General features: G+C 71.8%; 21 protein-coding genes. 12 read left to right on the top strand and 9 right to left on the bottom strand.

The window, feature by feature from the left end:
• Positions 1-189 precede the first annotated feature (189 nt).
• Positions 190-1,755 carry a GMC family oxidoreductase N-terminal domain-containing protein gene (locus AB0H93_RS00710; RefSeq protein WP_358565241.1) on the top strand — a complete coding sequence of 522 codons (1,566 nt, stop codon included), beginning with the start codon at positions 190-192 and terminating at the stop codon, positions 1,753-1,755.
• 12 nt (positions 1,756-1,767) lie between these two features.
• On the opposite strand, the gene AB0H93_RS00705 is transcribed toward AB0H93_RS00710, so the two are convergent.
• Positions 1,768-2,544 carry an IclR family transcriptional regulator C-terminal domain-containing protein gene (locus AB0H93_RS00705; protein WP_358565238.1) on the bottom strand — a complete coding sequence of 259 codons (777 nt, stop codon included), beginning with the start codon at positions 2,542-2,544 and terminating at the stop codon, positions 1,768-1,770.
• Between the two features lie 102 nt (positions 2,545-2,646).
• Between AB0H93_RS00705 and hrpB the strand changes: the two genes are divergently transcribed.
• The gene (gene hrpB, locus AB0H93_RS00700) at positions 2,647-5,073 is read left to right on the top strand and encodes an ATP-dependent helicase HrpB (protein ID WP_358565235.1); all 2,427 of its coding nucleotides are present in this window, start codon (positions 2,647-2,649) and stop codon (positions 5,071-5,073) included.
• Between the two features lie 186 nt (positions 5,074-5,259).
• Positions 5,260-5,673, top strand: coding sequence for an STAS domain-containing protein (locus tag AB0H93_RS00695; protein WP_358565232.1), 414 nt, complete (start codon positions 5,260-5,262; stop codon positions 5,671-5,673).
• Between the two features lie 11 nt (positions 5,674-5,684).
• Here the strand turns inward: AB0H93_RS00695 and AB0H93_RS00690 are convergent, their stop codons facing one another.
• Both AB0H93_RS00690 and AB0H93_RS00685 read right to left on the bottom strand, forming a co-directional pair.
• Positions 5,685-6,548: a class II glutamine amidotransferase gene (locus AB0H93_RS00690; protein WP_358565229.1), complete on the bottom strand. Its 864-nt coding sequence runs from the start codon at positions 6,546-6,548 to the stop codon at positions 5,685-5,687.
• A 92-nt stretch (positions 6,549-6,640) separates the two neighbouring features.
• Complete coding sequence (locus tag AB0H93_RS00685; protein WP_358565226.1) at positions 6,641-7,486, bottom strand: LuxR C-terminal-related transcriptional regulator; 846 nt, start codon at positions 7,484-7,486, stop codon at positions 6,641-6,643.
• A gap of 104 nt (positions 7,487-7,590) precedes the next feature.
• Here AB0H93_RS00685 and AB0H93_RS00680 point away from each other — a divergent pair, with 104 nt between their 5' ends.
• The 4 genes from AB0H93_RS00680 to AB0H93_RS00665 all read left to right on the top strand — a co-directional run bounded on the left by AB0H93_RS00680 (position 7,591) and on the right by AB0H93_RS00665 (position 11,785).
• On the top strand, positions 7,591-9,252 hold the full coding sequence (locus AB0H93_RS00680) for an AMP-binding protein (protein WP_358565223.1): 1,662 nt from the start codon (positions 7,591-7,593) through the stop codon (positions 9,250-9,252).
• 91 nt (positions 9,253-9,343) lie between these two features.
• Positions 9,344-9,622 (top strand): DUF1540 domain-containing protein, encoded by a 279-nt coding sequence (locus AB0H93_RS00675; RefSeq protein ID WP_358565220.1) that lies wholly within the window; start codon positions 9,344-9,346, stop codon positions 9,620-9,622.
• A 104-nt stretch (positions 9,623-9,726) separates the two neighbouring features.
• Positions 9,727-11,148, top strand: a complete 1,422-nt coding sequence (locus AB0H93_RS00670) for a selenium-binding protein SBP56-related protein (protein WP_358565217.1) — start codon at positions 9,727-9,729, stop codon at positions 11,146-11,148.
• A 31-nt stretch (positions 11,149-11,179) separates the two neighbouring features.
• Entirely contained in the window at positions 11,180-11,785 is a 606-nt protein-coding gene (locus AB0H93_RS00665; protein ID WP_358565214.1) for a DsbA family protein, read from the top strand.
• 24 nt (positions 11,786-11,809) lie between these two features.
• Here AB0H93_RS00665 and AB0H93_RS00660 read toward each other — a convergent pair whose 3' ends face one another.
• On the bottom strand, positions 11,810-13,126 hold the full coding sequence (locus AB0H93_RS00660) for an amino acid permease (RefSeq protein ID WP_358566853.1): 1,317 nt from the start codon (positions 13,124-13,126) through the stop codon (positions 11,810-11,812).
• A 467-nt stretch (positions 13,127-13,593) separates the two neighbouring features.
• Here AB0H93_RS00660 and AB0H93_RS00655 point away from each other — a divergent pair, with 467 nt between their 5' ends.
• The 3 genes from AB0H93_RS00655 to AB0H93_RS00645 all read left to right on the top strand — a co-directional run bounded on the left by AB0H93_RS00655 (position 13,594) and on the right by AB0H93_RS00645 (position 16,742).
• The gene (locus tag AB0H93_RS00655) at positions 13,594-14,361 is read left to right on the top strand and encodes a gamma-glutamylcyclotransferase (protein ID WP_358565211.1); all 768 of its coding nucleotides are present in this window, start codon (positions 13,594-13,596) and stop codon (positions 14,359-14,361) included.
• Positions 14,362-14,744: 383 nt separating this feature from the next.
• Positions 14,745-16,205, top strand: coding sequence for an adenosylhomocysteinase (gene ahcY, locus AB0H93_RS00650; RefSeq protein WP_358565208.1), 1,461 nt, complete (start codon positions 14,745-14,747; stop codon positions 16,203-16,205).
• A gap of 162 nt (positions 16,206-16,367) precedes the next feature.
• Positions 16,368-16,742: an MmcQ/YjbR family DNA-binding protein gene (locus AB0H93_RS00645; RefSeq protein ID WP_358565205.1), complete on the top strand. Its 375-nt coding sequence runs from the start codon at positions 16,368-16,370 to the stop codon at positions 16,740-16,742.
• On the opposite strand, the gene AB0H93_RS00640 is transcribed toward AB0H93_RS00645, so the two are convergent.
• Positions 16,726-17,331 carry a TIGR03086 family metal-binding protein gene (locus AB0H93_RS00640; RefSeq protein ID WP_358565202.1) on the bottom strand — a complete coding sequence of 202 codons (606 nt, stop codon included), beginning with the start codon at positions 17,329-17,331 and terminating at the stop codon, positions 16,726-16,728. The genes AB0H93_RS00645 and AB0H93_RS00640 overlap by 17 nt on opposite strands.
• A 182-nt stretch (positions 17,332-17,513) precedes the next feature.
• On the opposite strand from AB0H93_RS00640, the gene AB0H93_RS00635 reads away from it, so the two are divergent.
• A complete protein-coding gene (locus AB0H93_RS00635) occupies positions 17,514-18,977 on the top strand; it encodes a CehA/McbA family metallohydrolase (RefSeq protein WP_358565199.1) in 1,464 nt (487 codons plus the stop codon).
• 58 nt (positions 18,978-19,035) lie between these two features.
• On the opposite strand, the gene AB0H93_RS00630 is transcribed toward AB0H93_RS00635, so the two are convergent.
• The 4 genes from AB0H93_RS00630 to AB0H93_RS00615 all read right to left on the bottom strand — a co-directional run bounded on the left by AB0H93_RS00630 (position 19,036) and on the right by AB0H93_RS00615 (position 23,681).
• Positions 19,036-20,439, bottom strand: coding sequence for a GntP family transporter (locus tag AB0H93_RS00630; protein WP_358565196.1), 1,404 nt, complete (start codon positions 20,437-20,439; stop codon positions 19,036-19,038).
• On the bottom strand, positions 20,436-21,338 hold the full coding sequence (locus tag AB0H93_RS00625; RefSeq protein ID WP_358565193.1) for an NAD(P)-dependent oxidoreductase: 903 nt from the start codon (positions 21,336-21,338) through the stop codon (positions 20,436-20,438). Before AB0H93_RS00625 ends, AB0H93_RS00630 begins: the two co-directional genes overlap by 4 nt.
• Before the next feature lie 150 nt (positions 21,339-21,488).
• Positions 21,489-22,919, bottom strand: coding sequence for a four-carbon acid sugar kinase family protein (locus AB0H93_RS00620; protein WP_358565190.1), 1,431 nt, complete (start codon positions 22,917-22,919; stop codon positions 21,489-21,491).
• A 63-nt stretch (positions 22,920-22,982) separates the two neighbouring features.
• Positions 22,983-23,681 carry a FadR/GntR family transcriptional regulator gene (locus AB0H93_RS00615; protein WP_358565187.1) on the bottom strand — a complete coding sequence of 233 codons (699 nt, stop codon included), beginning with the start codon at positions 23,679-23,681 and terminating at the stop codon, positions 22,983-22,985.
• Positions 23,682-23,990: 309 nt separating this feature from the next.
• On the opposite strand from AB0H93_RS00615, the gene AB0H93_RS00610 reads away from it, so the two are divergent.
• Entirely contained in the window at positions 23,991-25,424 is a 1,434-nt protein-coding gene (locus AB0H93_RS00610; protein WP_358565184.1) for an MFS transporter, read from the top strand.
• Positions 25,425-25,443: the final 19 nt, after the last annotated feature.

The raw sequence follows: 25,443 nt of genomic DNA, 5'->3' as shown, positions 1-25,443 counted from the left end.
GGAGGAACACTTCCGCAAGTGGGTGGCTCGTGCGTGTTTTGTGCTGCCATAGCAACACAAAACACGCACGGGCAGCGTGACCAGCGGGCATCGGCGAGGAAATCCGTTGCGGCTCCCGGCCGGGTGGTCGTACCGTTGCGTCTCCGAAACAGCGCACATATGTGCGGTAATCGAACTTCTGGAGGCGTGGTGGCTGAGGGTGGCTGGGATCTGATCGTGGTCGGGGCCGGTTCCGCGGGGTCCGCCCTGGCGGTCCGGGCCGCGGAGCAGGGGAGGCGGGTGCTGCTCCTGGAGGCCGGCCCGGACTACCGCTCCGCCGAGATGCCGGAGGTGTGGCGGTCGCCGAACCCGATGCGCGCGCTGCTGGATCCCGACGCCGGGCGGCACCTCGTGTGGCAGGGGCTCACCGCCGCGCGGACCGAGAAGCAGGCTCCGGAGCCGTTCTGGCGCGGCCGCGGGGTCGGCGGCAGTTCGGCGATCAACGGGCAGATCGCGATCCGCCCGCCGATGGCGGACTTCGAGGACTGGGCCCGTGCGGGATGCGAGGGCTGGGCACCCCGGGACGTGCTGCCGTACTTCGCGAAGCTGGAGGACGACGAGGAGTTCGGCGACGCCCCGTACCACGGGCGCGGCGGCCCGATCCCGGTCTACCGGACGCCCCAGGCGGAGTGGGGCGCGGTGGACGCGGCGCTGCACCGGGCCGCGCTGGCGGCGGGGCACGGGTGGGCCGCCGATGTGAACGCCCCTGGTGCGACGGGGATTTCGCCGTACCCGATCAACTCGCGGCTCGGCCGCCGGGTGTCCACCAACGACGCCTACCTCGAACCGGCCAGGGCGCTGCCCGGCCTCGCGATCCGCGGCGACGCCGTCGTGGACCGGGTCATCGTGTCCGGCGGGCGAGCGGTCGGCGTGGAAGTCCTCGTCGACGGGACGATGCGCCGCGAGCACGCGGACCAGGTCGTGCTGAGCGCCGGTGCGATCCACACGCCGGCGATCCTGCTGCGATCCGGCATCGGCCCGGCCGCCCACCTGCGCTCGCTGGGCATCGACGTGCTGCGGGACCTGCCGGTCGGCCAGGGCCTGCAGGACCACCCGGTGGTCTTCGTCGGCATCCCGCTGAACGAGGAGTCGGCGGTGCGCACGCCCGACGACCGGCACACGAACGTCTGCATCCGCTACACCAGCGACCACCCGGCGGCCCAGGCCGACGACATGATGGTCATCGCGGCCAACCAGAGCGTGCTCGCGATGGAGATCGCCGACGTCCGCTTCGGCGCGGGCTCCTTCGGCGTGTGGAACAACCAGGTCTACTCGCGCGGATCGGTCGGCCTGACCTCGACTGACCCGACGGCGCAGCCGGAGGTGCGCGAACGCATGCTCTCCGACGAGCGGGATCTCGCGCGGCTGCGCAGCGGCATCCGCCACCTGGTCGAGCTGGTGCGCGGCGACGAGGTCGCGGCGATCACGGCGTTCTCGCCGGACCGGCTCAACGAGACGCTGCTCGCGGCCGTCGACGACGACGCGGAGCTGGACGGCTACCTGCTCGCGACGGCGGCCGACGCGCAGCACGCGACCAGCACGTGCCGGATGGGAAGCCCGTCGGACCCGGCGACGGTGGTCGATCCCGACTGCCGGGTGCTGGGCGTGGAGGGGCTCCGCGTGGTCGACGCGTCGATCTTCCCGACGGTTCCCCGCGCGAACACCAACCTCGCAGCGATCATGGCGGGCGAGCTCATGGCCGACCGCCTCGGCTGACGGTGCGGCGGCTCAGATGAGCTGGGCGTGGAGCTCGTCGGCCGCCTCCCGCAGCAGTGCCAGGACGTCGCCGTGCATGGCGTCGGGCGAGATCCGCTCGATGTTGCACCCGACGTGCAGGGCCGCGATCACCCGCCCGTCCCACCGGCGCAGGGGCACGGCGATCGAATGGGCGCCCGGCTCCACGTCGTTCGCGACGTAGCAGTACCCGGCGCGCTCGATCCCGTCGAGGGCATCGGCCCGGGCCCCGGCCGCGTCGAGCGCGCCGGGGCGCTCCTGCTCCGGCAGGTGCGCGAGGAGGACCTTGCCGAGGGAGGAGATGTTCGCCGGAGTCCGGAAACCGATGCCGCTGCCCACCTGGATCAGCTGGTTCGGCACCGCGCGGGCGATCACGACGGCGTCCGCTCCGTCGAGCACGGCGACGGAGCACGCCTCCTGCAGCCGCGCGCAGATCCGGTCGCACACCGGCTGCATGACCGCGCCGGTGACGTTCGAGGTCAGGTATCCGGCCGCGAGCCGCAGGATTCGCGGGCTGAGTTCGTACGCGCGGCCTTCGGCGCGGACGTAGCCGAGGTGCTCGAGGGTCAGCACGGCGCGCCGCACGGTCGCGCGGGACAGGTCGAGCTTGCGCGCCAGGTCGGCCTGCGTCAGCCGCCGGTTCTCGCCGTCGAAGGCCGCGAGCACGGCCAGGCCCCGGGCCAGCGCCTCGGAGAAGTCCGCCGCGTTCGGTGCGCCGGCGAGCTGGCGTTGCTTCCGGGCGGCGCTGTCGGCGTCCGCGAGTCGTCCCAAGGTGCCATTCCCGTTCGGCGGCGGTGGTTTTCCGGCAACGTATCCGCCGAACTCCTGTGCGTCAATCGAACTGCGCGGCAGGGATGGCAAGATGGGGCCGTTATGCTCGACTTCCCCGATCTTCCCGTGCGTGCCGTGCTCGACGACGTCACCCGTGCTCTCGCGGAGCACGGCACGGCGGTGCTGGTGGCGCCGCCCGGCACCGGGAAGACGACGCTCGTGCCGTTGGCGTTGGCGGAGCAGGGGTTTCGCGTCGTGGTGGCGGAGCCCCGGCGGCTGGCCACCCGGGCCGCGGCGGAGCGCATGGCGAGCCTCCTCGGCGAGGAGGTCGGGCAGCGCGTGGGCTACTCGGTGCGGGGCGAGCGCCGTCGCGGCGCGGCGACGGTCGTCGAGGTGGTGACCTCCGGCCTGCTGGTGCGGCGGCTGCAATCGGATCCCGAGCTGAGCGGCGTCGACGTCGTGATGCTCGACGAATGCCACGAGCGGCACCTGGACGCGGACCTCCTGCTGGCGCTGCTGCTGGACGCGCGGGACGGGCTGCGCCCGGACCTGCGGGTGCTGGCGACGTCGGCCACGGTGGCGGCCGGTCGGGCCGCGGAGCTGCTCGGCGACGCACCGGTGCTGGAGGCGCACGCGCGGACCCATCCGGTCCGGACCTCGTACCTGCCGCCGACGCGCGGGGAGCGGATCGAGGCGTGCGTGGCGCGGGCGGTGCGCACCGCGCTCGCCGAGCAGGACGGCGACGTGCTGGCGTTCCTGCCCGGTGCCGGTGAGATCCGCCGCGTCGCGAACCAGCTGGGCGAGTCCGATGTGGACGTTCTGCCGCTGCACGGCCGGCTTCCGCACGCGCAGCAGGATTCGGCTCTGCGGGTGGGGAAGCGGCGCCGCGTGGTGCTGGCCACGGCGGTCGCCGAGTCGAGCCTGACCGTGCCCGGGGTGCGCGCCGTCGTCGACTCGGGGCTGTCCCGGGTGTCGCGGGTGGACAACCGGCGCGGCTTGGCCGGGCTGGCCACGGTCCGGGTGTCGGCGGCGGTCGCCGACCAGCGGGCGGGCCGCGCGGGCCGGCAGGGGCCCGGTGTGGTGTACCGGTGCTGGCCGGAGCACGAGCACAGCACGCTGCCCGCGTATCCGGAACCGGAGATCCGGACGGCCGATCTGACCCGGCTCGCCCTGGAACTGGCGTGCTGGGGAACGCCGGACGGGTCGGCGCTGACGTGGTGGGACGAGCCGCCCGCCGGTGCGCTGGCCGCGGGCCGCGACGTGCTGCGCGGGCTCGGTGCGCTGGACGACGACGCGGTCACGGCCCGGGGCCGCCGGATGGCGGAGCTCGGTCTGCACCCGAGGCTGGCCCGGGCCCTGCTCGACGGCCGCGAACTGGCCGGCACCGACATCACCACCGAGGTCGTGGCCCTGCTCGACAACGATGCGCTGACCAGCGAAATCGACGTCACCACTGCGCTTTCCCGGCTGCGCCGGGGTGCGCCGGGCAGCGATCGGTGGCGGCGCGAGGTCCGCAGGCTGCGCGGTTCTGTGCAGCCGCATCCCGGAACCTCCGCGCGCGACGATGCGGCGCTCGTCGTCGCGCTGGCGCAGCCCGAGAGGTTGGCGCGGCGCCGGGGTTCCGGTTCCGCGGTGTACCTGATGGCGTCCGGGACAGCGGTGGAGTTGCCGGGCAACTCCGGGTTGCGCGAATCGGAATGGCTCGCCGTGGCCGTCGCGGACCGGGCGCCGGGAAGTGCCTCCGGGGTCGTCCGGCTGGCCGCGCCCGCGGACGAGGCGCTGGCCCGCAGCGCGGCGCCCGCGCTGGTGACGACCAGCGACGAGATCGGCTGGGCGGACGGCGATGTGCGGGCGGTCCGCGTCGAGCGGCTCGGCGCGATCACCTTGAGCAGCAGGCAGATCCGCGACCCGGATGCTGCCGAGGTCCGGCAGGCGCTGCTGGCCGGCCTGCGCGCCGAGGGGCTGGAACTGCTGTCCTGGAGCGACGACGCGCGACGGCTGCGGCAGCGGCTCGGGTTCCTGCACACCGCCCTCGGCGATCCCTGGCCCGCCACCGACGACGGAACACTGCTGTCCATAGTGGACCAGTGGTTGGAGCCGGAGCTCTCGGCCGCGCGGCGGCGGGCCGACCTGCGGATCCCGGCGGGCGCCGCGCTGCGGCGGCTGATCCCGTGGTCTGCGGCGGGACGCCTGGACGAGCTCGCGCCGGACCGGATCGAGGTCCCCTCCGGCTCCCGGATCAAGGTGGACTACCAGGGCGGCCGGCCCGCCCTGCCGGTGAAGCTGCAGGAGGTCTTCGGCTGGCAGGACGTGCCGCGCATCGCCGACGGCCGGGTGCCGGTGGTGCTGCACCTGCTCTCGCCGGCCGGGCGCCCGGCGGCGGTCACGGCCGATCTCGATTCGTTCTGGCGCAACGGTTACCGGCAGGTCCGCGCGGAACTGCGCGGGCGCTACCCGAAGCACCCGTGGCCGGAGGACCCGGCCACGGCGACGCCGACCCGCCGCACCCGGCGCAGCCCCGAGAGCTGACCGTGACGGCCGCCGTCGCCCGATCGTGGGGCACGGCCGAGGGGTGAACACCCTTCGTGCTGTGATGCGCTCGAAGGGTCCTTTTGCCTGGTGATCTAGGGTTTGTCCGTAGCGTGGAGGGCGGCCCGCCGGGGTTCTCCGCGACGTGGCCGACAGCCCGAATCCCGAACATTGGGGAGGCCGCACATGTCCTTCATCCCCGCCCCGCGCACCGAACGCGGCACCGACGACCACGCGCCCGGAGTGCTGCGACTGCGCACCACGAGCCCCGCTCCCGGCGTCGTCGTCCTCGAAACGGCCGGAATCCTGGACATGAACAGCGCCACGAACTTCGCCGACGCGGTGCGTGCGCACCTCTCGGCCGCCACCGGCACCGCCGTCCTGGACCTGTCCAGGCTTTCCTTCCTGTCCACCCACGGCGCGGTCGTGCTGCTGGAGGCCGCGCACCGCGCCCTGATGCGCGGGGTGCACCTGGTTCTGCTCTCCCAGAACAGGGTCGTGGACCGCCTGCTGGAGATGCTCGACGTCGCCGACCGGTTCACCTACGCGACCACGGTCGGGGAGGCCGTCGGCCCCTCGGGCGCGACCGTCCTGCGTTAGCCCGAGTCGGGTCAGGCCTGCGACGCCGCCGCGTGCGCATCGAGATCGGCGAGCGACAGCGGGCGGCGAGGTGGGTGTTCCAGGACGATCCGCCGGGTGACCGAGAGATCGCGGCCGACGTGCAGCAGCTCCCCGGCCCGCATCTCCTGCCAGCCGGGATCTTCGTCCATCCGCTCGCTGGCCACCACCACCGCCGGGGCCTTGGCCAGCTGCCCGCTGCGGGTGCGGATGCGCCCGGCGGAACTGGCGTGGTCCAGGTACCGGTCGCCGTGCTGCCCGCCCGCCGCGCGCTGCAGCACGTGCAGCTCGTGGGTGTCGGGGTAGCGCAGCGCCCACAGCTCGCTCGGCGTGGTGAGCACCAGGTTGAGCGCGTACACCGGGAGCGAGTCCGCGACCCACCGCGCCGCGGCCGCGATTCCGGCCTCGACTGCGCCGCCGTTGGCGTCGATGTGCTTGGTGATCAGCGCGAAGAAGCGCTCCGAGTCCGTCTCGCCCGCGACCAGCCCGCGGTGGTCGCCGAGTTCGGCGTCCAGCGCCGGGAGGTCGCCGATCACGCCGTTGTGCGCGAACAACCGGCCGTGCTGTTGGAAGGGGTGGGTGTTGCGCTGCTCCAGCGCGCCGGTCGAGGCGTAGCGGATGTGCGCGACGAAGGTGACCGAGCGGCAGTGCTTGGCCTCTTCGGCGAAGGCCCGGTCTTCGTAGGCGGCCAGCGGGCGCTTGTCGACCTCCGGTTCACCATCGGCGCTGAAGATGCCGAGCCCCGTGCCATCGGGTTCCCGGCGGCTCTGCTGCGCCAGGCTGTCCGGCGCCTCCAGCAACCAGAACGTGGCTTGCACGCGCCGCGGCGCGGCCGACAACCCGAACAACCGGCACATCGCAATTCCCCTCGCCGCACGCAGGAACACGCACCACACGCGACGTACCCGCAACGGCGGTGGCGCAACCGTTTCCCGGCCGTGCAGGGGAATCAGGGCAGCGCGCCGCGTTTCCGGGCGGCGACGACCGCCTCGTGCCGGGTGTGCACGTCCAGCTTGCGCATGGCGCTGCGCAGATACGCCTTGACGGTCTCGGGTTTCAGCGAGAGCCTCCGCGCCGTTTCCGCGTTGCTGCAGCCGAGCGCGATCTGCGAGAGCACGTCCAGCTCGCGCGGCGACAACGCGGGCGGATCGGCGGTGTCCGGGGCGTCGGTGAGGTGCGCCAGCCGCTCGCACGCCCGGTGCAGCCGGTCGCGCAGGACCGCGTCGTCGAGTCCCTGGGCGATGGCGCGGAACTCGGCGTGCAGCTCGCGAACCTCCTCGATCGCCACGCTGTCGCGAAGTGCCGTGCGGTCGGTGTCCGCCACGTCCAGCAGTTGCAGCCGCCGGTCCACCTCGTCGCGGACGGCGAGTTCCCCGGCCAGCCGGCGGGTCGCGTCGACCATGGTGTCGAGCACCCGGTCGCCGAGCGGGACCACGCCCCGCGCGGCGCAGTAGAGCACCCCGCGAACGGAACCGTGCACCGTCACCGGCGCGGCGGCCACCGAGCAGATGCCCTCGGCGAGCACGGGCACGTCGTAGTCGTGGCTGATCGTCACCGCGGACCCGTAGTCGCTCACCGCGCCCGGGCGCCGGGAGGTCATGACCTGCCCGCCGAGACCCGCCGCGGCGCGCACCTGGAGGCCCTTCAGCGCGGCCGTGCGCACGCCGGCGAACTCCGAGAGGTGCAGGGAACCCGCCGCGACCTGCCCGCCGAAGGCGACCGGCACGTCGGCCCGCTGCCGCACCACCCGCACGGCCTGCCGGAAGGCGTTCCCGTCATCCGGACGCAAGTACACGACCCCTTCACCCCTTTCCGGGGGTATCGCGGACTGATGTGTGGCGCGGAGCATAACGCCCGGCTACGCCGCGGCAAAGGAGCATGCGGCGGGAAGGGGCATTCGTGAGCATCGAGCCGACCGCCGCACCAGGGACGACACCGCCGCCGCAACGGGTCGCCGAGCTGCTCGCCAGGTTCGGCTCGCCGGACGCGTGCGCGGCGGACCTGCTGTGCGACGACCACCCCGCGGGCGCCGTGGCCTGCACCGTCGTCGAGGCCGACCTGACCAGCCGGGACCTCACCTACGGCGAGCTGCGCCGCGACTCGGCGCGCTTCGCCGCCGCGCTCGCCGACCTGGGCGTCGAGCCGGGCGACGCGGTCGCGGTGCTCATGGGCAAGTCCGCCGACCTGGTCGTGGCGCTGCTGGGCATCTGGCGCCGCGGCGCCGTGCACGTGCCGTTGTTCACCGCCTTCGCGCCGCCCGCCATCGCCCTGCGGCTCAACGCCAGCGGCGCGAAGGTCGTCGTGGTCGACCAGGACCAGCGCGCCAAGCTGGAGCCGGGCGACGACATCCCCGCCGACGCGCCGTGGCGGATCGTCGTCGCCGGGGACGCCACCGACGAGCCGACCGTCGCCGGGCTGCTCGGCCGGTACAGCGGCGACGAGCCGACCGCGCAACCCGTCCGCCGGGGCGGGGACGGCATCCTGGTCCAGCTGTTCACCTCGGGCACCACCGGAACCCCGAAGGCCGTTCCGGTGCCGATCAAGGCCCTCGCCTCGTTCCAGGCGTACCTGGAGCTCGGGCTCGACGTCCGGGCCGACGACGTGTTCTGGAACGCCGCCGACCCGGGCTGGGCGTACGGCCTGTACTACGCGATCCTCGGGCCGCTGGCGGCCGGTCGCCGGAGCATCCTGCTGCACGCGGGGTTCTCGGCCGCGCTGACCTGGCAGGTCATCCGCGAGTTCGGCGTCACCAACTTCGCCGCCGCGCCAACGGTTTACCGCAGCCTGCGCACCGATCCGGCGGGCGTGCCCGAGGGAATCCGGCTCCGCCGCGCGTCCTCGGCGGGCGAACCGCTGACGCCGGAGGTCGTGTCCTGGTCCGAGGAGCGGCTGGGCGTGGCGGTGCGCGACCACTACGGGCAGACCGAGCACGGCATGGTCATCGTCAACGCCTGGGCCGACGGCGTTCGCGAGCCGGTCAAGCCGGGCTCGATGGGCGGCGTCCTGCCGGGCTGGTCCGCCGCGGTGCTGCACGACGACCGGGACGAGCCCGCGCCCGCGGGCACCGCGGGGCGCATCGCGTTCCACGTCGCCGACAGCCCGTTGATGTGGTTCACCGGCTACGTCGCCGCGCAGGAGAAGACCGCCGAGCGCTTCTCCGCCGATGGCCGCTGGTACCTCACCGGCGACGCCGGGTCGCGGGACGTCGACGGCTCCTTCTTCTTCTCCTCCCGCGACGACGACGTGATCATCATGGCCGGTTACCGCATCGGGCCGTTCGACGTCGAAAGCGTCCTGGTGCGCCACGACGCGGTGGCCGAAGCGGCCGTCATCGGCGTGCCCGACGAGCTGCGCGGCGAGGTCCTGGAGGCCTACGTCGTCCTCCGCGCGGGACGGACCGGCGACGAGGAGCTGGTCGCGGACCTCCAGCAGCTGGTGAAGCGCAGGTTCGCCGCGCACGCCTATCCGCGCTCGGTGCACTTCGTCGAGCAGCTCCCGAAGACGCCGAGCGGCAAGATCCAGCGCTTCCTGCTCCGCGAGCGGCACCGCACCGCCCGCTGACGGGCCCCCGGATCCGCTGCCGGGCGGCCGCACGCGGTCCATCATGGGAAACCGCTTCGGCAACCGAGCGAATCCGGGGGGAAACATGGAAATGCCACTGGTGAACAACTGCACGGCCGAGAACTGCGCGTTCAACCACGACCACAACTGCCACGCCCTGGCCATCACCATCGGCGAACCCGCCCACGCGCAGTGCGACACCTTCGTCGGCGGCGAGTTCGACGGCGGCGATCCGAACGCCATCGGCCACGTCGGGGCGTGCAAGATGGCCGACTGCCGGTACAACGACCACCTCGAATGCCAGGCGCCGGGCATCTCCGTCGGATACCAGCGGGACATCGTCGACTGCCTGACCTACCAACCCGCTTAGCGGGGGCCGGCGGGCGCGCGGATCCTACGATGTGGACGGCCTCGACGCTCAGTGCGGTTGGCGAGACGCTGGGTGACGAAGCCGTTGCAGTCTGAGGAGACGCGATGAGTTCTCCAACCGGACACGAGCTCGATCCCACCTTCTACCGCAGCCCGGGCGACGCCATCGCCGCGCCTGCCGAACGCCTGGCCTACGTCGTCGCGTTCGACCGGTCCGGACAGCAGCCGGACGCGCTCACGGTCGTCGACACCGATCCGGGGTCGGCGAGCTTCGGCCGGGTGGTCGGCTGGGCCGACCTGCCGACCCGGGGCGACGAACTGCACCACTTCGGCTGGAACGCGTGCAGCAGCGCGTTCGCCCACGCCGGACACCACACCGACGGCCTGCAGCGCCGCTACCTGCTGCTACCCGGGTTGCGGTCGTCGAACGTGCACATCTACGACACCCATCCCGACCCGCGGCAGCCGAGGCTGGTGCGGACCGTGACGGCCGAGGAGCTCGCGACCGGGGCCGGCTACTCCCGGCCGCACACGCTGCACTGCGGCCCGGACGGGATCTACCTCTCCTGCCTCGGCGGCGCGAACGGGGACGACGGACCCGGCGGCATCGCGGTGCTCGACCACGACACGTTCGACGTCGTGCGCGCGTGGGAGACCGACCGCGGGCCGCAGCGCCTGGCCTACGACGCCTGGTGGCACCTCAACCAGAACACCCTGATCACCAGCGAGTGGGGCACGCCCTCGATGATCGAGGACGGGGTCGTCCCGGAGCTGCTGCTGAACAACGAGTACGGCCACGCCCTGCACTTCTGGGACCTGGCGGAGGGCCGCCACCGGCAGCGCGTGGACCTCGGCGCGCAGCACCAGATGGTGCTGGAGCTGCGGCCGTCGCACGACCCCGGCGCGACCTGGGGCTTCGCCGGCGTGGTGGTCAGCACCGAGGACCTGTCGGCGTCGGTCTGGCGCTGGCACCGCGAGAACGGCGACTGGCAGGCCGACAAGGTGATCACCATCCCCGCCGAGCCGGCGCCGGCCGAGGAGCTCCCGCCCGCGCTGCAGCCGTTCGGCGCGGTGCCGCCGCTGGTCACCGACATCAACCTGTCCGTCGACGACCGGTTCCTGTACGTCTCGTGCTGGGGCACCGGCGAGCTGAAGCAGTACGACGTCAGCGATCCGGCGCGGCCCCGCGAGACCGGCTCGGTCCGCCTCGGCGGGATCACCGGCCGCGTGCCGCACCCGGCCGAGCCGGACCGGCCGCTGGCCGGCGGGCCGCAGATGGTGGAGGTCAGCCGCGACGGCCGGCGCATCTACCTGACGAACTCGCTGTACGGGTCGTGGGACGACCAGTTCTACCCCGACGGCGTGGGCTCGTGGTTCGCCAAGATCGACACCGATCCGGACGCGGGCGGCGGACTCGCGGTCGACGAGAGCTTCTTCCCGCACGGCGCGGAATTCCGCGGCCGGCGGGTCCACCAGGTGCGCCTGCAGGGCGGCGACGCCTCCTCCGATTCCTACTGCTACCCATGACCCGATACCGGACAAGGATGTTGACCCGAAGATGACCTCCGCTTTCGCCGTCACCTGGGACTACCGCTGCCCGTTCGCCCGCAACGCGCACGAGCACCTGCTCACCGGCCTGGCCGCCGGCGCCGACTGGCAGGTCCGCTACCTGCCGTTCTCCCTCGGCCAGGCGCACGTCGAGGAGGGCCAGCCCAGCGTCTGGGAGAAACCCGAGCAGGACAGCGGGATCCTCGCCCTGCAGGCCGGTGCCGTGGTCCGGGACGAGTTCCCGGACCGGTTCCCGGCCGTGCACCGCGCCTTGTTCGAGGCGCGGCACGACGAGGGACTGCACCTCGAGGACCGCGCGGTGGTCCAACGCGTCCTCGCCGACCACGGCGTTCCCGCCGACGCGGTGTTCGCGCGCATCGACGACGGTTCCGCGCTCGAGAAGGTGCGCACCGAGCACGAGGACTTCGTTTCCTCGCACAGCGTTTGGGGTGTACCGACCTTCATCGTCGACGAGCAGGCCGTGTTCGTCCGGCTGATGAACCGAGCTCCGAAGGGCGCCGACCCGGCGGCGTCCATCACGACCGTCGAACGCGTGGTGGACCTGCTGGGCTGGACCGACCTCAACGAGTTCAAGCACACCGCCATCCCGCGCTGACGTCCACAGTGGAGAGGCGCCTCGTCAGCCCTGCTGCGGGGCGCCCTTCCGGCGGCGGGCCTCGTAGCCGACGAGCACGACCGCGAGCGTGACGAGGCTGAGCCAGAACTGCGACCGGGTGTCGGGCAGCACCGCCATCGCCGCGATCACCACGACCATCAGCGCGATGGTCAGGTAGCTCAGCCACGGGAACAGCCACATCCGCAGCGCCAGCTGCGATTCGCCGTCCGGGCCGAGGCGCTTGCGCAGGCGCACCTGCGAGACCGCGATGATCAGGTAGACGAACAGCGCCACCGCGCCGTAGGAGTTGACCAGGAAGGCGAAGATCAGGTCGGGCGAGACGTACGCGGCGATCACCGACAGGTAGCCGACGACGGTGCCGGCGAGCAGCGCCCGGCGGGGCACCCCGCTGCGGCTGAGCTTGGTCAGGCCGCGCGGAGCATCGCCCCGGCGCGTCAGCGCGAATAGCATCCGCGACGACGTGTAAAGCGCGGAGTTCAGGCAGGACAGCACCGCCGTGAGCACGATGACGTTCATGATCGTGCCGGCGCCCGGGATCTTCAGCGCCTGCAGCACCGCGGCGTAGGGGCTCACCTCGATGGCCGGGGAGTTCCAGGGCAGCACGGCCACGACGACGAGCACCGACAGCACGTAGAACGCCACCACGCGCAAGATGATCGACTTCATCGCGTTCGCCACGGCGCGGCGCGGTTCGGCGGACTCCGCCGCCGCGATGGTGACGATCTCGGCGCCGGTGTAGAAACCGACGCAGGGCACCACGGCCACGAGCACGGCGGCGACGCCGTGCGGGGCGAACCCGCCGTGCGCGGTGAGATTGCCCAGCCCGCCGGGCGAATCCGGCCACCAGCCGAGGATGGCGATCGCGCCCAGGAACAGGAAGACGACGATGGCGGCGACCTTGATGGAGGAGAACCAGTACTCGAACTCGCCGTAGGAGCGGGCCGAAACCAGGTTGGTCAGGGCGAGCGTCGTGAGCAGCACGAGGCTCACCGCCCACAGCGGGACCTCCGGCAGCCACAGCTGGACGAGCTTGCCGCCGGCCACCGCCTCGATGGCGACGACGATGACGAAGAAGTACCAGTACAGCCAGCCGACCACGAACCCGGCGCGCTCGCCCAGCGCCTCCCTGGCGTAGGCGTAGAACGACCCGAGCGCGGGCCGCGCGACGGTCATCTCGGCGAGCATCCGCATGATGAGGATCGTCAGCACGCCCGCGATCAGGAAGGAGATCACCGCGGCCGGCCCGGTGGAGCCGATCACCACGCCGCTGCCGACGAACAGGCCGGCGCCGATCACCCCGCCCAGCGCGATGAGGCTCATGTGCCGCCGCTTGAGGCCCTGGGTCAGGCCTCCGGTGGTCTCGGTGGTCGTGTCGGAGTCGTCGCGCGTCGCGTCTGTGGCTGGCATCGGAGTTCTTCCAGTTCGCTGAGCGCGCAGGCGGCAGCGGCCCGCGCGGCACCGGTGGGGGAGGCGAGTGCGGTCAGCCGCGACAGGCGGCGCTGCTGATCCGGCACGTGTCGACGTGCCGGCGCGCGACCAGGAGCACCGAACCGGAATCCATGGCTGGGCATGTTACGCAGCCGCGGCCGCGAAGTAGAGCGATCTCACATGCCGAAAACCGCGAGGCCGCGGCCTCGTGTCCGATGTGGACCGTGTTGTCCGGTGGGCGCCGTTGGACACCGAGCGTGTTCGAATCGGCGCGAACGACGTAAATCACTGCGCTTCGGGCGTGATCTGCGATCGCGGTCATAGCGCCGCGGTACCTTCGACGCGATGCTGTTGCGGCTATGTGCTTCCCCGAGCAACGAGCCCAGCCCCCGGCGCGAACGCGCTTCGCCGACGTCGATTACCCCGAGGCCCCGTATCCCGGTGCGCGGCCGGACTTCTCGTTCGTCCAGCTCGACGGCATCGGTCATCCGCTCGCCCCGGACGGCACCGCGCCGTCGGGCTGGCGGGTGCACACCGCCGCGGCGGCGCAACCATGCGTCGACCGGTGGCTGGCGGAACGCGGCGCGGCTCCGCTCCGCGACCGGCGGCCGGTGCTGGCCTACGGCTCGAACGCCTGTCCCTCGAAGATCACCTGGCTGCGGGAGAACCTGGGGCTGGCCGGGCCGGCGGTCGTGCTGCGTGCCCGCTGCACCGGCCTCGCGGCCGTCTGGGCGACGGGGCTGCGAGCCAGGGGAGACGGCCAGCGCCCGGCGGTCCTGGCCGCCGCGCCGGGCATCGTCGAACACCACGCGGTGTGGCTCGCAACACCCGAACAGCGCCGGGTGCTCGACGAGTGCGAAGGGCGCGGTGCCCGCTACCGCCTGGTGTGCCTGCACGGTCCGGAGCGGATCGGGCTGGAGGACGGCAGTGAACTTCGGCACGTCCTGGCCTACGCGGGCGCGTCCCGCGAGCGCGCGCCGCTGCTGGTCGAGGGCAGCCCGGTGCGGTGCGCCGAAGTGGACCAGCGTGCCGCGCTGGGCCTTTCCGGTGTTCCGGCCGCCGGCGACGGATTGGTGTGCGCGGAAATCACCGGCGAGCCGCCTGCCGCCCGCTGCGCGGATCGGTGAGTCCGGCGAGGCGGGAGTCGTTTGACAAACCATTGAGCCGGTTTCAGAATGTGGTCACGCCGGGTTTGACCGACACGATGCGCCACAACGGCGCGAGCGCTGGCTGAGAGGCGCTGCAACGGACTTTCGTCCGCCACGCTCAGCCGAGCCGCTTGAAGACCACGGTAAGGGCGCCTCCTACGGGAGGTGCTTTTTTTGTGCGCGGCTTGAGATTGCGGCCCGGAGCCGATCTCTCGCGGTCGACGGCGGCCTGACGCCGCACCGAATCCGACCGGCGAGATCTCGCGGTTGCGCGCCCGAGTGCAGTAGCAGATCGGGCCATCTCGGCGTTCCACTTTGGATGAACAGAACCGAATCAGTAGTCGTGCAAGGGGAAGGTAGCGATGAGCGTCAAGTTGCAGAAGGTCAATGGCCTTGAGTTCGCTGTCCGGGATTTGTCGTTGGCCGAGGCCGGGCGGCATCAGATCCGGTTGGCCGAGCACGAGATGCCGGGCCTGATGGCGACTCGCGAGGAGTACGCGGATTCGCAGCCGTTGAAGGGTGCGCGGGTTGCGGGTTCGTTGCACATGACGGTGCAGACGGCTGTGTTGATCGAGACCTTGGTCGCGTTGGGTGCGGAGGTCCGGTGGGTGTCGTGCAACATCTTCTCGACGCAGGATGAGGCTGCGGCGGCGATCGTGGTGGGCCCGAACGGCACTCCAGAGAAGCCCGAGGGTGTGCCGGTGTTCGCGTGGAAGGGCGAGTCGCTGGAGGAGTACTGGTGGTGCACCGACCAGTTGTTCCAGTTCGGTGACGGTCAGGGCCCGAACATGATCCTCGACGACGGCGGCGACGCCACGTTGCTGGTGCACAAGGGCGTCGAGTTCGAGGCGGCCGGTGTGGTGCCGAACGCGGGCGAGGACGACCCGGAGGAGTACAAGGTCATCCTGGAGACCCTGCGGAAGTCGCTGGCTGCCGACAAGGGCCGGTTCACCCGGATCGCCGCGGGCATCAAGGGTGTCACCGAGGAGACCACCACGGGTGTGCACCGGCTGTACGAGCTGGCGAAGGCCGGGGAGTTGCTGTTCCCGGCGATCAACGTGAACGACTCGGTGACGAAGTCGAAGTTCGACAACAAGTACGGCTGCCGGCACTCGTTGATCGACGGCATCAACCGGGCCACGGACGTGCTCATCGGCGGCAAGGTCGCCGTGGTGTGCGGTTACGGGGACGTGGGCAAGGGCTGTGCGGAGTCGTTGCGCGGTCAGGGTGCGCGGGTGATCGTCACCGAGGTCGACCCGATCTGCGCGCTGCAGGCGGCGATGGACGGCTACCAGGTCACGACCCTGGAAGAGGTCGTCGGGATCGCGGACATCTTCGTCACCACGACGGGCAACTTCAACATCATCACCGCGGAGCACATGGCGGAGATGAAGCACCAGGCGATCGTGGGCAACATCGGTCACTTCGACAACGAGATCGACATGGCGGGCCTGGAGAAGGTGCCGGGCATCCGCAAGCAGGAGATCAAGCCCCAGGTCCACGAGTACGTCTTCGAGGACGGGCACTCGATCATCGTGCTGTCGGAGGGGCGTCTGCTGAACCTGGGCAACGCCACCGGTCACCCGAGCTTCGTGATGTCGAACTCCTTCACCAACCAGACGATCGCGCAGATCGAGCTGTTCACCAAGCCGGGTGAGTACGACAAGCAGGTGTACGTGCTGCCGAAGCACCTGGACGAGAAGGTCGCGCGCCTGCACCTGGATGCGCTGGGTGTGAAGCTGACCAAGCTCACCAAGGAGCAGGCCGCCTACATCGGCGTCGACGTCAACGGCCCGTACAAGCCCGACCACTACCGCTACTGATCGAACCAGACCTGGAGCCCGCCGCGACGCGCCCGCGGCGGGCTCCAGCCCTTTGCGCACTCATCGAAGATTGTGGCCACTATTGCTTCAGTGTTGAATGAAATTAACCCTTCCGGCGCGGATCTGCACCGGCCGGGAGGCGGCGGTCGTTACGCTGCTCGCATGACGCCGCAGGAGCTCAAGAACGCATGCCTCGCGCTCACCGGTGCGCGCGAAGAGTTCCCCTTCGACGACACCAACAGCGTTTTCAAAGTCACCGGCAAGATCTTCGCCATCAGCAGGCTGGGCGGCGACCCGCTGCGGGTCAGCCTCAAGTGCGAGCCGGAGCTGGCGGTCCAGCTGCGCGCGACGTACCCGGCGATCACGCCCGGCTACCACCTCAACAAGCGGCACTGGAACACGATCTTCCTGGACGGCTCCGTGCCCGATCCGCTCGTGCTGGACATGATCGAGGACTCCTACGACCTCGTCGTCGCAGCTTTGCCCAAGCGCGAACGGGAAAAGCTGCACTGGAAAGCGCTCAGCCGCGAGGAGTGAGGCCGCCGCCCGGTCCCGCGACCGGATTGCGCCCGAGGTAGGCGACGAGGCGTTCGCCCGGCGCGGCGTGCCGGGACCACGCGACGGGCGGCCGGAACAGGAACGGGCGGGTGGCCTCCGTGACGACCATCGGTGCCAGCCGGACCAGCGCCGTCGCGAGGCCGTCCGGAATGGGGGAGTCCTGCCCGCACGCCCGGGCGATGTCCCAGCCGTGCACGGCGATTTCCAGCGCACCGGTCGCGGCGGCGATCCGGCCGTCCAGGGGCAACCCGTCGACGTGGACGTCGTCCGGGTGCGCGAGGCACGTTTCCAGCAGCACCCTGGCGCGGTTGCGCAAGGTTGCGACCGGGTCGGCGGAATCCTCGCCGTCATCCGGGACTCGGGATGCGAGCGTGTCGGCGACAACGGCCAGCGAATCGTTGACGTGGGCGACGAGCGTCCGGAGGTCCCAGCCGGCGCACGGAGTCGCGTTGGCCAGCGTCGCGGTGGTGATGTCGGCCGCGGCGCCGAGGACGTAGCAGGTGGCGCGCTCCAACAGCGTTGCGGCATCGCCGAAGAGCTCCGGCTCGATCGCGGTTCGCTCGTCCACCGGATGGTCCTCCTCGCTGTTCGCCTGCGGTGCTTCCCGGTTAGACGCGGAGGTCGGCGAAAACTCATCGCACACCCGTGGCGGTGAATTCCGCCGCCCGCCGCGCGGGGTTCATCCGCCGTGTCCGCTCAGGTCAGGTCGCGGCGGTTGGATCCAGAGCACTTCGAACATGGGAGGCATGGGTGGATCTGCTGAGCAGGCGCGGTTTCCTGGCCGCGGGAGGAGTCATCGCGGCGGCGAACCTGCTGCCGGGCGTGGCCTTCGCCGAGCAGGCCGCGGGCGCGGAGACCCGCACCGTCACCGGCACCTTCGGGCCGAGCATCGAAGACTGGTTCTACCTGCCGGTCGAGGTGCCGCGCGGGGTGGCCGAGATCGAGGTCGTCTACTCCTACGACAAGCCCGCGGTCCCGCCCGGGACCCGCGGAAACGCTTGCGACATCGGCATCTTCGGCCCGGAGGGGCACGAGCTGGGCAACGCGCGCGGCTTCCGCGGCTGGTCGGGCGGGTTCCGCGACCGCTTCACCATCAGCGCCGCCGGCGCCACCCCGGGCTACCTGCCGGGCCCGGTCACACCGGGCACCTGGCACGTCGTCCTCGGCCCCTACACCGTGGCGCCGCAGGGGATGAACTACCGGGTCGACATCACGCTGCGGTTCGGCCCGGCCGGTGCACCGGCCCGCCCCAACCCCGCTCCCGAAACCGCGCCGGCCCGGGAGCGGGGCCGCTCGTGGTACCGCGGGGACTGCCACCTGCACACCGTGCACTCCGACGGCCGCCGGACCCCCGCGGAGCTGGTCGCGGCCGCCCGCGCCGCCGGCCTGGACTTCATCACCTCCACCGAGCACAACACGTCGTCGGCGTCGTTGCAGTGGGGCGAGCACGCGACCGACGACCTGCTGATCCTCAACGGTGAAGAGGTCACGACGCGCTCCGGGCACTGGCCGGCGATCGGATTGCCGCCCGGGACCTGGATCGACTGGCGCTACCGCGCCGACGACCCGCGCAGCTTCCGGCGCTTCGTCGACCAGGTGCACGAGGCGGGCGGTCTGGTCACCGCCGCGCACCCGTTCGCCAGTTGCTTCGGCTGCACCTACGAGTTCGCCTACGAGCTGGCGGATCTCGTCGAGGTGTGGAACCAGGGCTGGACCGACGAGGAGGAAGCGGCGGTCAACCATTGGGACGGGCTGCTGCGCACCGGCCACTGGATTCCGCTGATCGGCAACTCCGACGCGCACAACCCGGAACACGTCGTCGGAAGCCCGCAAACCGTGGTGCTCGCGAACGGCCTGCGACGGGAGGAGCTGCTCGCCGGACTGCGTGCGGGGCGCTCGTGGCTAGCCGAATCATCCGCCGTGCAGCTGGATTTCACGGCGACCGACGGTCGGCGAACAGCAGGCATCGGGGAGGGGCTCGCCGCCGACAGGGGTACGCCCGTGACGTTCGAGCTGACCGTCAGCGGCGTGCCCGGCACGACCGTGCGGCTGCTGGACCAGGTGGGGCCGGAGCACACCGCGGAAGTCCCCGCCACCGGCTCGCTCACCACGCGGTGGACGACCTACCCGCGCTACACGCGCTGGGCGCGCGCGGAGGTTCGCCGGGCCGGTCGGATGGTGGCGATGACGAACCCGATCTTCCTGACCAGGTGACGACGTCTGGTCCGTGAGCGCTTCGGGGCGCCATAGCACTCCGAAGCGCTCACGGATCTCAGACGAACGGCCAGACCGCCGCGGTCAGCGCGAATCCCGTCACACCCATGACCGTCGTCAGGACCGTCCAGGTGCGCAGCGCGCTGCCGACCTCCAGGCCGACGAGCTTCGCGAACATCCAGTACCCGGCGTCGTTGACGTGCGAGAGGCCGAGCGCGCCAGCTCCCATGGCCAGCGAGACCAGCGCCAGCCGCCCCGGCGACAGGTCGAGCCCCTGCATCAGCGGCGTGATCAGCCCGGCCGTCGTCACCAGCGCGACGGTCGCCGAACCCTGCGCCCCGCGCAGCAGGAGCGTCATGGCGAAGGCCAGGACCAGTAGCGGCAGCCCGGTGGATTGCAGCAGGTCGGCGACCGCGTCGCCGATGCCGGTCGTCACCAGGACCTTGCCGAACACCCCGCCGGCGCCGGCGACGAGGATGACCATGGCCACCGGCGGCAGCGCCGATCCCATCACCTCCGCCACGTGGGCGTGCGACCAGCCGCGCCGGATGCCCAGCAGCCAGGCGGCCAGCACGAGCGCGATGAGCAGCGCGACCATCGGCGCGCCGATGACGGTCAGCGCCTCCCGCAGCACGGCGCCCTCGGGCAGCGCGAGCTGGCCGACGGTGCCGGCGAGGATCAGCAGGATCGGGGTCAGGATGAGCGCCACGATCATGCCGAACGACGGCGCCTGCTCGGTCTTCGCCTCGGCCGGTGCCGTGGCGACCGCGGCCGCACCTCCGCCGGAGCCGTGCGGCAGGAGGTCGGGGGAGCCGTAGACCTCGGCGCGCACGTCCGGCGATATCGGATATTCCTTGCGCGTCAAGCGATTTGACACGAGGTAGCCGATGCCGACGACGACAGCCGTGATCGGCAGCCCGAGCAGCAGGATCCAGCCCAGGTCCGAGCCGATCTGCTTCGCCGCGGCCACGGCGCCGGGGTGCGGGGGCAGGAACGCGTGCACGGTCAGCATCGCCGCGCCCATCGGCAGCGCGTAGACCAGCAGCGGCTTCTTCGCGCTGCGCGCCACGCCGTAGGCCAGCGGCATCAGGATGATCAGGCCGACCTCGAAGAACACCGGGATGCCCAGGATGAAGCCGGCCACGGCGAGCGCGAGGGGCGTGCGGCGTTCGCCGAAGCGCCGGATGAGCGTGTGCGCCAGCGCGTTCGCGCCGCCGGAGAGCTCGATGATGCGGCCGACCATCGCGCCGAGCGCGATGATGATCGCGACGTGGCCGAGCGTGGAGCCCATGCCCTTCTCGATGGTGTCGACGAGTTCCGCGGGCGGCACGCCGCCGGCGAGCGCGACTCCGGTGCTGACCACCAGCAGGGCGACGAAGGGCTGCACCTTCGCCTTCAGCACCAGGAAGAGCAGCAGCGCCATCCCCACCGCGCCGATGCCCAGCAGCACGGCAGGGCTCATCGTTGCGCCTCCTTCGGCGAGAGCAGCGTGACGACGCTGGAGTCGTCGGAGCCGCCCAGCCCGGCGCGCTCGCCGAGCAGGTAGAGCTGCTGGGCGGCCGAGGCCAGCGGCGTCGGGACGTGCGCCTGCTTGGCGATGCCGGCGACGATCCCCATGTCCTTGACGAAGATGTCCAGCCGGGACCGGACTTCCGCGCCGTCGCCGTAGGCCTCGATCATGCGGGGCCCGCGGTCGGCGAGCATGAACGATCCGGCGGCGCCCTTGCTCAGCGAGTCGATGACGGTGGCCGGGTCCAGGCCGAGCGCCCGGGCCATCGCCACGGCTTCGGCGGCCGCGGCGATGTGCACGCCGGCGAGCAGTTGGTTGATCGCCTTGAGCGCCTGCGCGTCGCCGGGCTCCCGGCCGATCTCGGTGAGGGTGGAGGCGAGGCGGTCGAGCACCGGGCGGGCCGCGTCGAGGCTGTCCTCGTCGCCGCTGATGACGATCAGCAGGTCGCCGGTGCCGGCGCGGGCGGGGCCGCCGCTCACCGGGGCATCGACGAGGCGGGCACCGGATTCGGCGAGCCTGGCGGCGGTTTCGCGGGCCGCGTCGGGCCCGACGGTGCTGGTGAGCACCACGACGGCACCGGGGTTCAGCGCTTCGGCGGCGCCGTTCTCGCCGAACAGCGCGGCTTCGACCTGCTGCTGGTCGCGGACCGCGAGCAGCACGACGTCGGCGTTCCCGGCGGCTTGCGCGGGAGTGGTCGCTTCCGATGCGCCCGCGGCGGCGAGCTGGGCGCGGCGCCCGGCGTCGATGTCGAACACGGTCACCGGGAAGGCGGGCGCGAGGTGGGTGGCCATCGGCAGGCCCATGGCTCCGAGGCCGATCACGGCGACGCGGGTGGCGGAGGTTTCAGGCATTCGTCTTTCCCCGTTCTGCGGTGAGCAGGTTGATCGTGCGGACGGCGCAGGAGCGTTGCGCGGCCGTCCGGGGCGGTGCGATGAAGTCCGAAGTGGACGGATGAGACCTGTTGAACATCAACGATGTGCGCTCTGCCTGGACGCGCGGCATCAGCGGCCGCGCAGCGCGGCGACGACGTCGGCGAGCGCTCGCCGGTCGCCGACGTTGCCGGGGAACACGACGTACGGGATGCCCGCGAACTCGCCGGAGACCGGCTCCCACAGCGAGACGATGCCCGGCAGCATCGTGCCCCGCACCATCGCGCGGCGGATGTCGAGGCTGGCGGTGGCGATGTCGCTGGAGGTGATGCCGCCCTTGGCCACGACGAACGCCGGGCGGTGCGCGCGGACGGCCGCGCGAACGGTGTCGACCAGGCCGGCGGACACGGCGCGGGCGATGGCCAGGCTGGCGTCCGGGTCGGCGCCGGTGACCAGCGTGCGGCTGGTGCGGATGACCACGTCGGCGCCGGACATCGCCCGCGCGGCGGCCTGCGCGACCGCATCGACGTGGGCGTCGCGGGTGGCCGGGTCGAGCAGCGCCGGCACGTCTAGCTCCAGCTCGGTGATGCCGCCGAGCTCGCGCAGCCCGTCGAGCTGGCTGGTGGTCAGGCCGACGTGCGAGCCGACGGCGATCAGGCCGTGCCCGTCGCCGGTGCCCATGCCGCGCAGCACGTCGCCGTCCAGCGGCGGCGCGCCGGCCTGACCGGCGCGGGAGCGGACGAAGGCCGGGCCGACCCGGTAGAGCAGCCGCTTGCCCCGGGACTCGGCGTGCAGCAGCGCGAGCGCCAGCACGCGGATGTCGTCGTCGCAGGCCGCGTCCACGACGACCGGCTGCTGGTCCTGCACGGTTTCGAGGAGCTGGGCGACCCGCTCCGGGCCGCCTTCCCGGAGATCGGCGGCGGTGATGGCCAGGACGCGGTCGGCCGGCACCCGGCCGCCGGTCTTCTCGGCCACCCAGTCCCGCAGGTCCGAGCTGCGGTAGCCGAAGGTGGCGTCCTCGGCGAACTCCGTGCGCCCGGCCGGGAGCATGCCGTCGGCGGTGCGGGTCCAGTGCACCGAGTCGATCGTGAACCGGCCCGCGTCGGGGAAGGCGGGCACGATGATGACGCCGTCGATCGGTTTGCCGCGCTGCGCCAGCTCTTCGGCCAGCAGATCGGTCTCGCGCGGGTAGTGACCGCGCAGCGTCGAGTCGCTCCGGCTGGCCACCACGAAGTCGGCGCCTTCGGCGTCCGCGGCGCGGGCGAGCGCGTCGATCACCTCGCGGTTGCGGGCGTCGGCGTCGGCGGCCGACAGGCTGCGGGTGTTGGTGAGCACGAAGAAGGTCCTGCTGGGCTGGGTCAGCGCCCAGCGCAGGTCGTCGACGCCCCAGGTGGTCAGCACCGGGACGTCGGCGACGGTCTGGGTGCCGGTGGGGTCGTCGTCGAGCACGACCAGGCGCGGACCGCCGGCCATGCGCTCGGCGATCTCGGCCGGGGCGACGGGGCGGACGGCGGGCAGTCCGGCGAGGAGTTCTTCCGCGGAGATCGGGCGGTGATCGGGCATGGCGCTGCTTCCTGTAGGCGTGCGGAGGTGCCCACGCGGCGCGTGGGAGTCGTGGGAGCCGGGTCAGCTGTCGGCGAGCACGTGGGTGCGGAGGTCGTCGGCGGTCTGTGCCATGTGGTCGGCCATCGCCTGGCGAGCGAGCGCCGGGTCGGCCGCTTCGAGCGCGCGCAGGATCTTGGTGTGGTGCGCGAGGGCGTTGGCCCGGATCTCGGGCACCGCGGAGGTCTCGCGGCGCCCTTCGACCAGCAACCGGCCGAAGGGCTCGAACATCAGCGGGATGAACGCGTTGCCGCTGGCGCGCATGATCGCGTCGTGGAAGGCGATGTCGGCCTCCACGAACAGCTCGACGTCGTCGGTGTCGACGGCGTCGCGCATGTCCTGCAGCAGGCTCCGCAGCTGCGCCAGGTCGTCGTCGGTGCGCTTGCCCGCGGCCAGCTCGACGGCGCCGACCTCGATCAGCCGCCGGGCCTCGATGAGGCTCTCCGAGATCGCCGCGCTCGACCGGGGAGTGGCCGCGGCGGCCCGGATCAGCGGGTCCAGCGCGGTCCACTGCGCGGGCGGGTTGACGTAGGTGCCGCGGCCGCGCTGGATGCGCACGATGTTCTGCACGCGCAGCGCCTTGATCGCTTCGCGGACGGTGAGGCGGCTGACCACGTACTGCTCGGCGAGCTCGCCTTCTGGCGGCAGCGCGCTGCCGGGGGCGTGCGTGCCGTCGATGATCGCGCTGAGCAGCCGCTCGGCGAGTTGGTCGGACAGCGACATTGCTGTGGATCCTCCTCCAGATCAGACGTCAGATGTCTGATGGCAGCAGACGATAAGGCCCGGACCGAACCCCGTCAACCGGCCCGCGTCCGCTGGATCGATGCAGGTCATGGGCCCCGTCCACATAGGGCGGTCCGGTGGGCGAATTCCCCGGAGTGCTCCCGTTTCGCTTGACGCCCGCGTTGCGCCGCGGTTAATGTCTCCGCCACGACAGGCATAGACGAAGAGCCACTGTCAGCGGTCTTCGTCGTGCCTTTTTTCGTTTCGCCGGATCGCTGCCAGTGCCTTCCCTCGAAAAGGTGGCGATCTGTGGCCTCACCTTCGAACGCGGTGGCGGGGACGGTCTCCGGCCCCTCCGACGTGGTGGCGTTGATCAACAAGCTGGAACGGCTGCCGAGGAAGGCCGCCTTCCTCTGGTACCTCATCCTCGGCGGGCTGTTCCTCGACGCCTACTCCAACGCCGCGCTGAGCGCCGGGCTTTCGCCGATGGTGAAGGAACTGACGCTGACGCCCGGGCAGGTCGGGCTGCTCACCGCCACGGCGCCGGCCGTGGCGATCCTCTTCAACCCGGCCAGCGGTTGGCTGGCCGCCCGGATCGGGCGGGTCAAGCCGCTGCTGCTGGCCAAGCTCATCGGCGTCGCGGGCGCGCTGCTCACCGCGTACGCGGGCAGCTTCGAGACCGTGTGGGCCGGCCGCGCGCTGGTCGGCGTCGCCTACGGCATCGACTTCGCGGTGGCGATGGCGATGCTCGCCGAGTACACGCCCGCCAGCCTCAAGGGCCGGCTGAACCTGTGGCAGTGCGTCTGGTACATCGCCACCACCTCCAACCTCGCGCTGACGCTGATCTGCTACAAGCTCGGCATCGGTGCGGAGATCTGGCGCTGGTCGGTCGGCTCGGCCGCGGTCATCGCCGGGGCGCTGTTCGTGCTGCAGCTGGCGTTCCTGGTGGAGAGCCCATCGTGGCTGGCATCCCGCGGGCGGCTCGCGGACGCCGCGCAAAGCCTCCGCCGGATCTACGGGTTCGACGCCGTCCCGGGCGATCGGGCCGAGGCGCCCGCCGAGGCGGAGCAGTCGATCGGCTTCCGCCAGTCGGGCGTGCTGTTCCGCAAGCCCTACCTGCCGCGGACGATGCTGTCGACGCTCATCTCGCTGACCCAGTCGATGCAGTACTTCGCGATCGGCTGGTACCTGCCGGTGATCAGCCTCGCGATCTTCGGCGAGCAGTTCGAGAAGGCCACCGTCGGATCGATGATCTTCAACGCGGCCGGCATCATCGGCGGCGCCGTCTCCGCCTACGCGGGCCGCCGGATGGGCCTGCGGATGAGCTCGGCGGTCGGCTACGCGATGGCGTTCGTGCTGCTGCTGGTGCTGGGACTCGGGTTCGGCAGCCTGCCGACCGTGCTGGCCTTCACCGTGCCGTTCCTGTTCATCTTCTTCCACTCCGCGGGCCCCGGCGCCAACGGCAAGTCGATCGCGGCGCTGTCCTACCGCAGCGACATCCGCACCCTCGGCACCGGCATCACGGGCATGCTCGGCAGCTTCGGCAGCGTCGTCGGGCTCTACGTGTTCCCGCTGATCAAGGAGTCGATGGGCCTCGGCCCGACGATCGCGGCGCTGGCCGTCGTCCCGCTGCTCGGGCTCATCACCTGCGTTGCCATCAAGTGGGACCCGACGCGCAGCGGCTTCGACCCCGACGACGAGGTCATCGACCTGCTGCCGGCACCGGTGCCGGCCACCCGCTGACGGCGCAGAAAGGCACCAG

It is taken from the genome of Saccharopolyspora sp. NPDC050642 (genome assembly GCF_040654735.1).
Taxonomy (GTDB): Bacteria; Actinomycetota; Actinomycetes; order Mycobacteriales; family Pseudonocardiaceae; genus Saccharopolyspora; species Saccharopolyspora elongata.
Note: the sequence above shows the minus strand (reverse complement) of the source record. Positions and strands in the feature narration are given on the sequence as shown.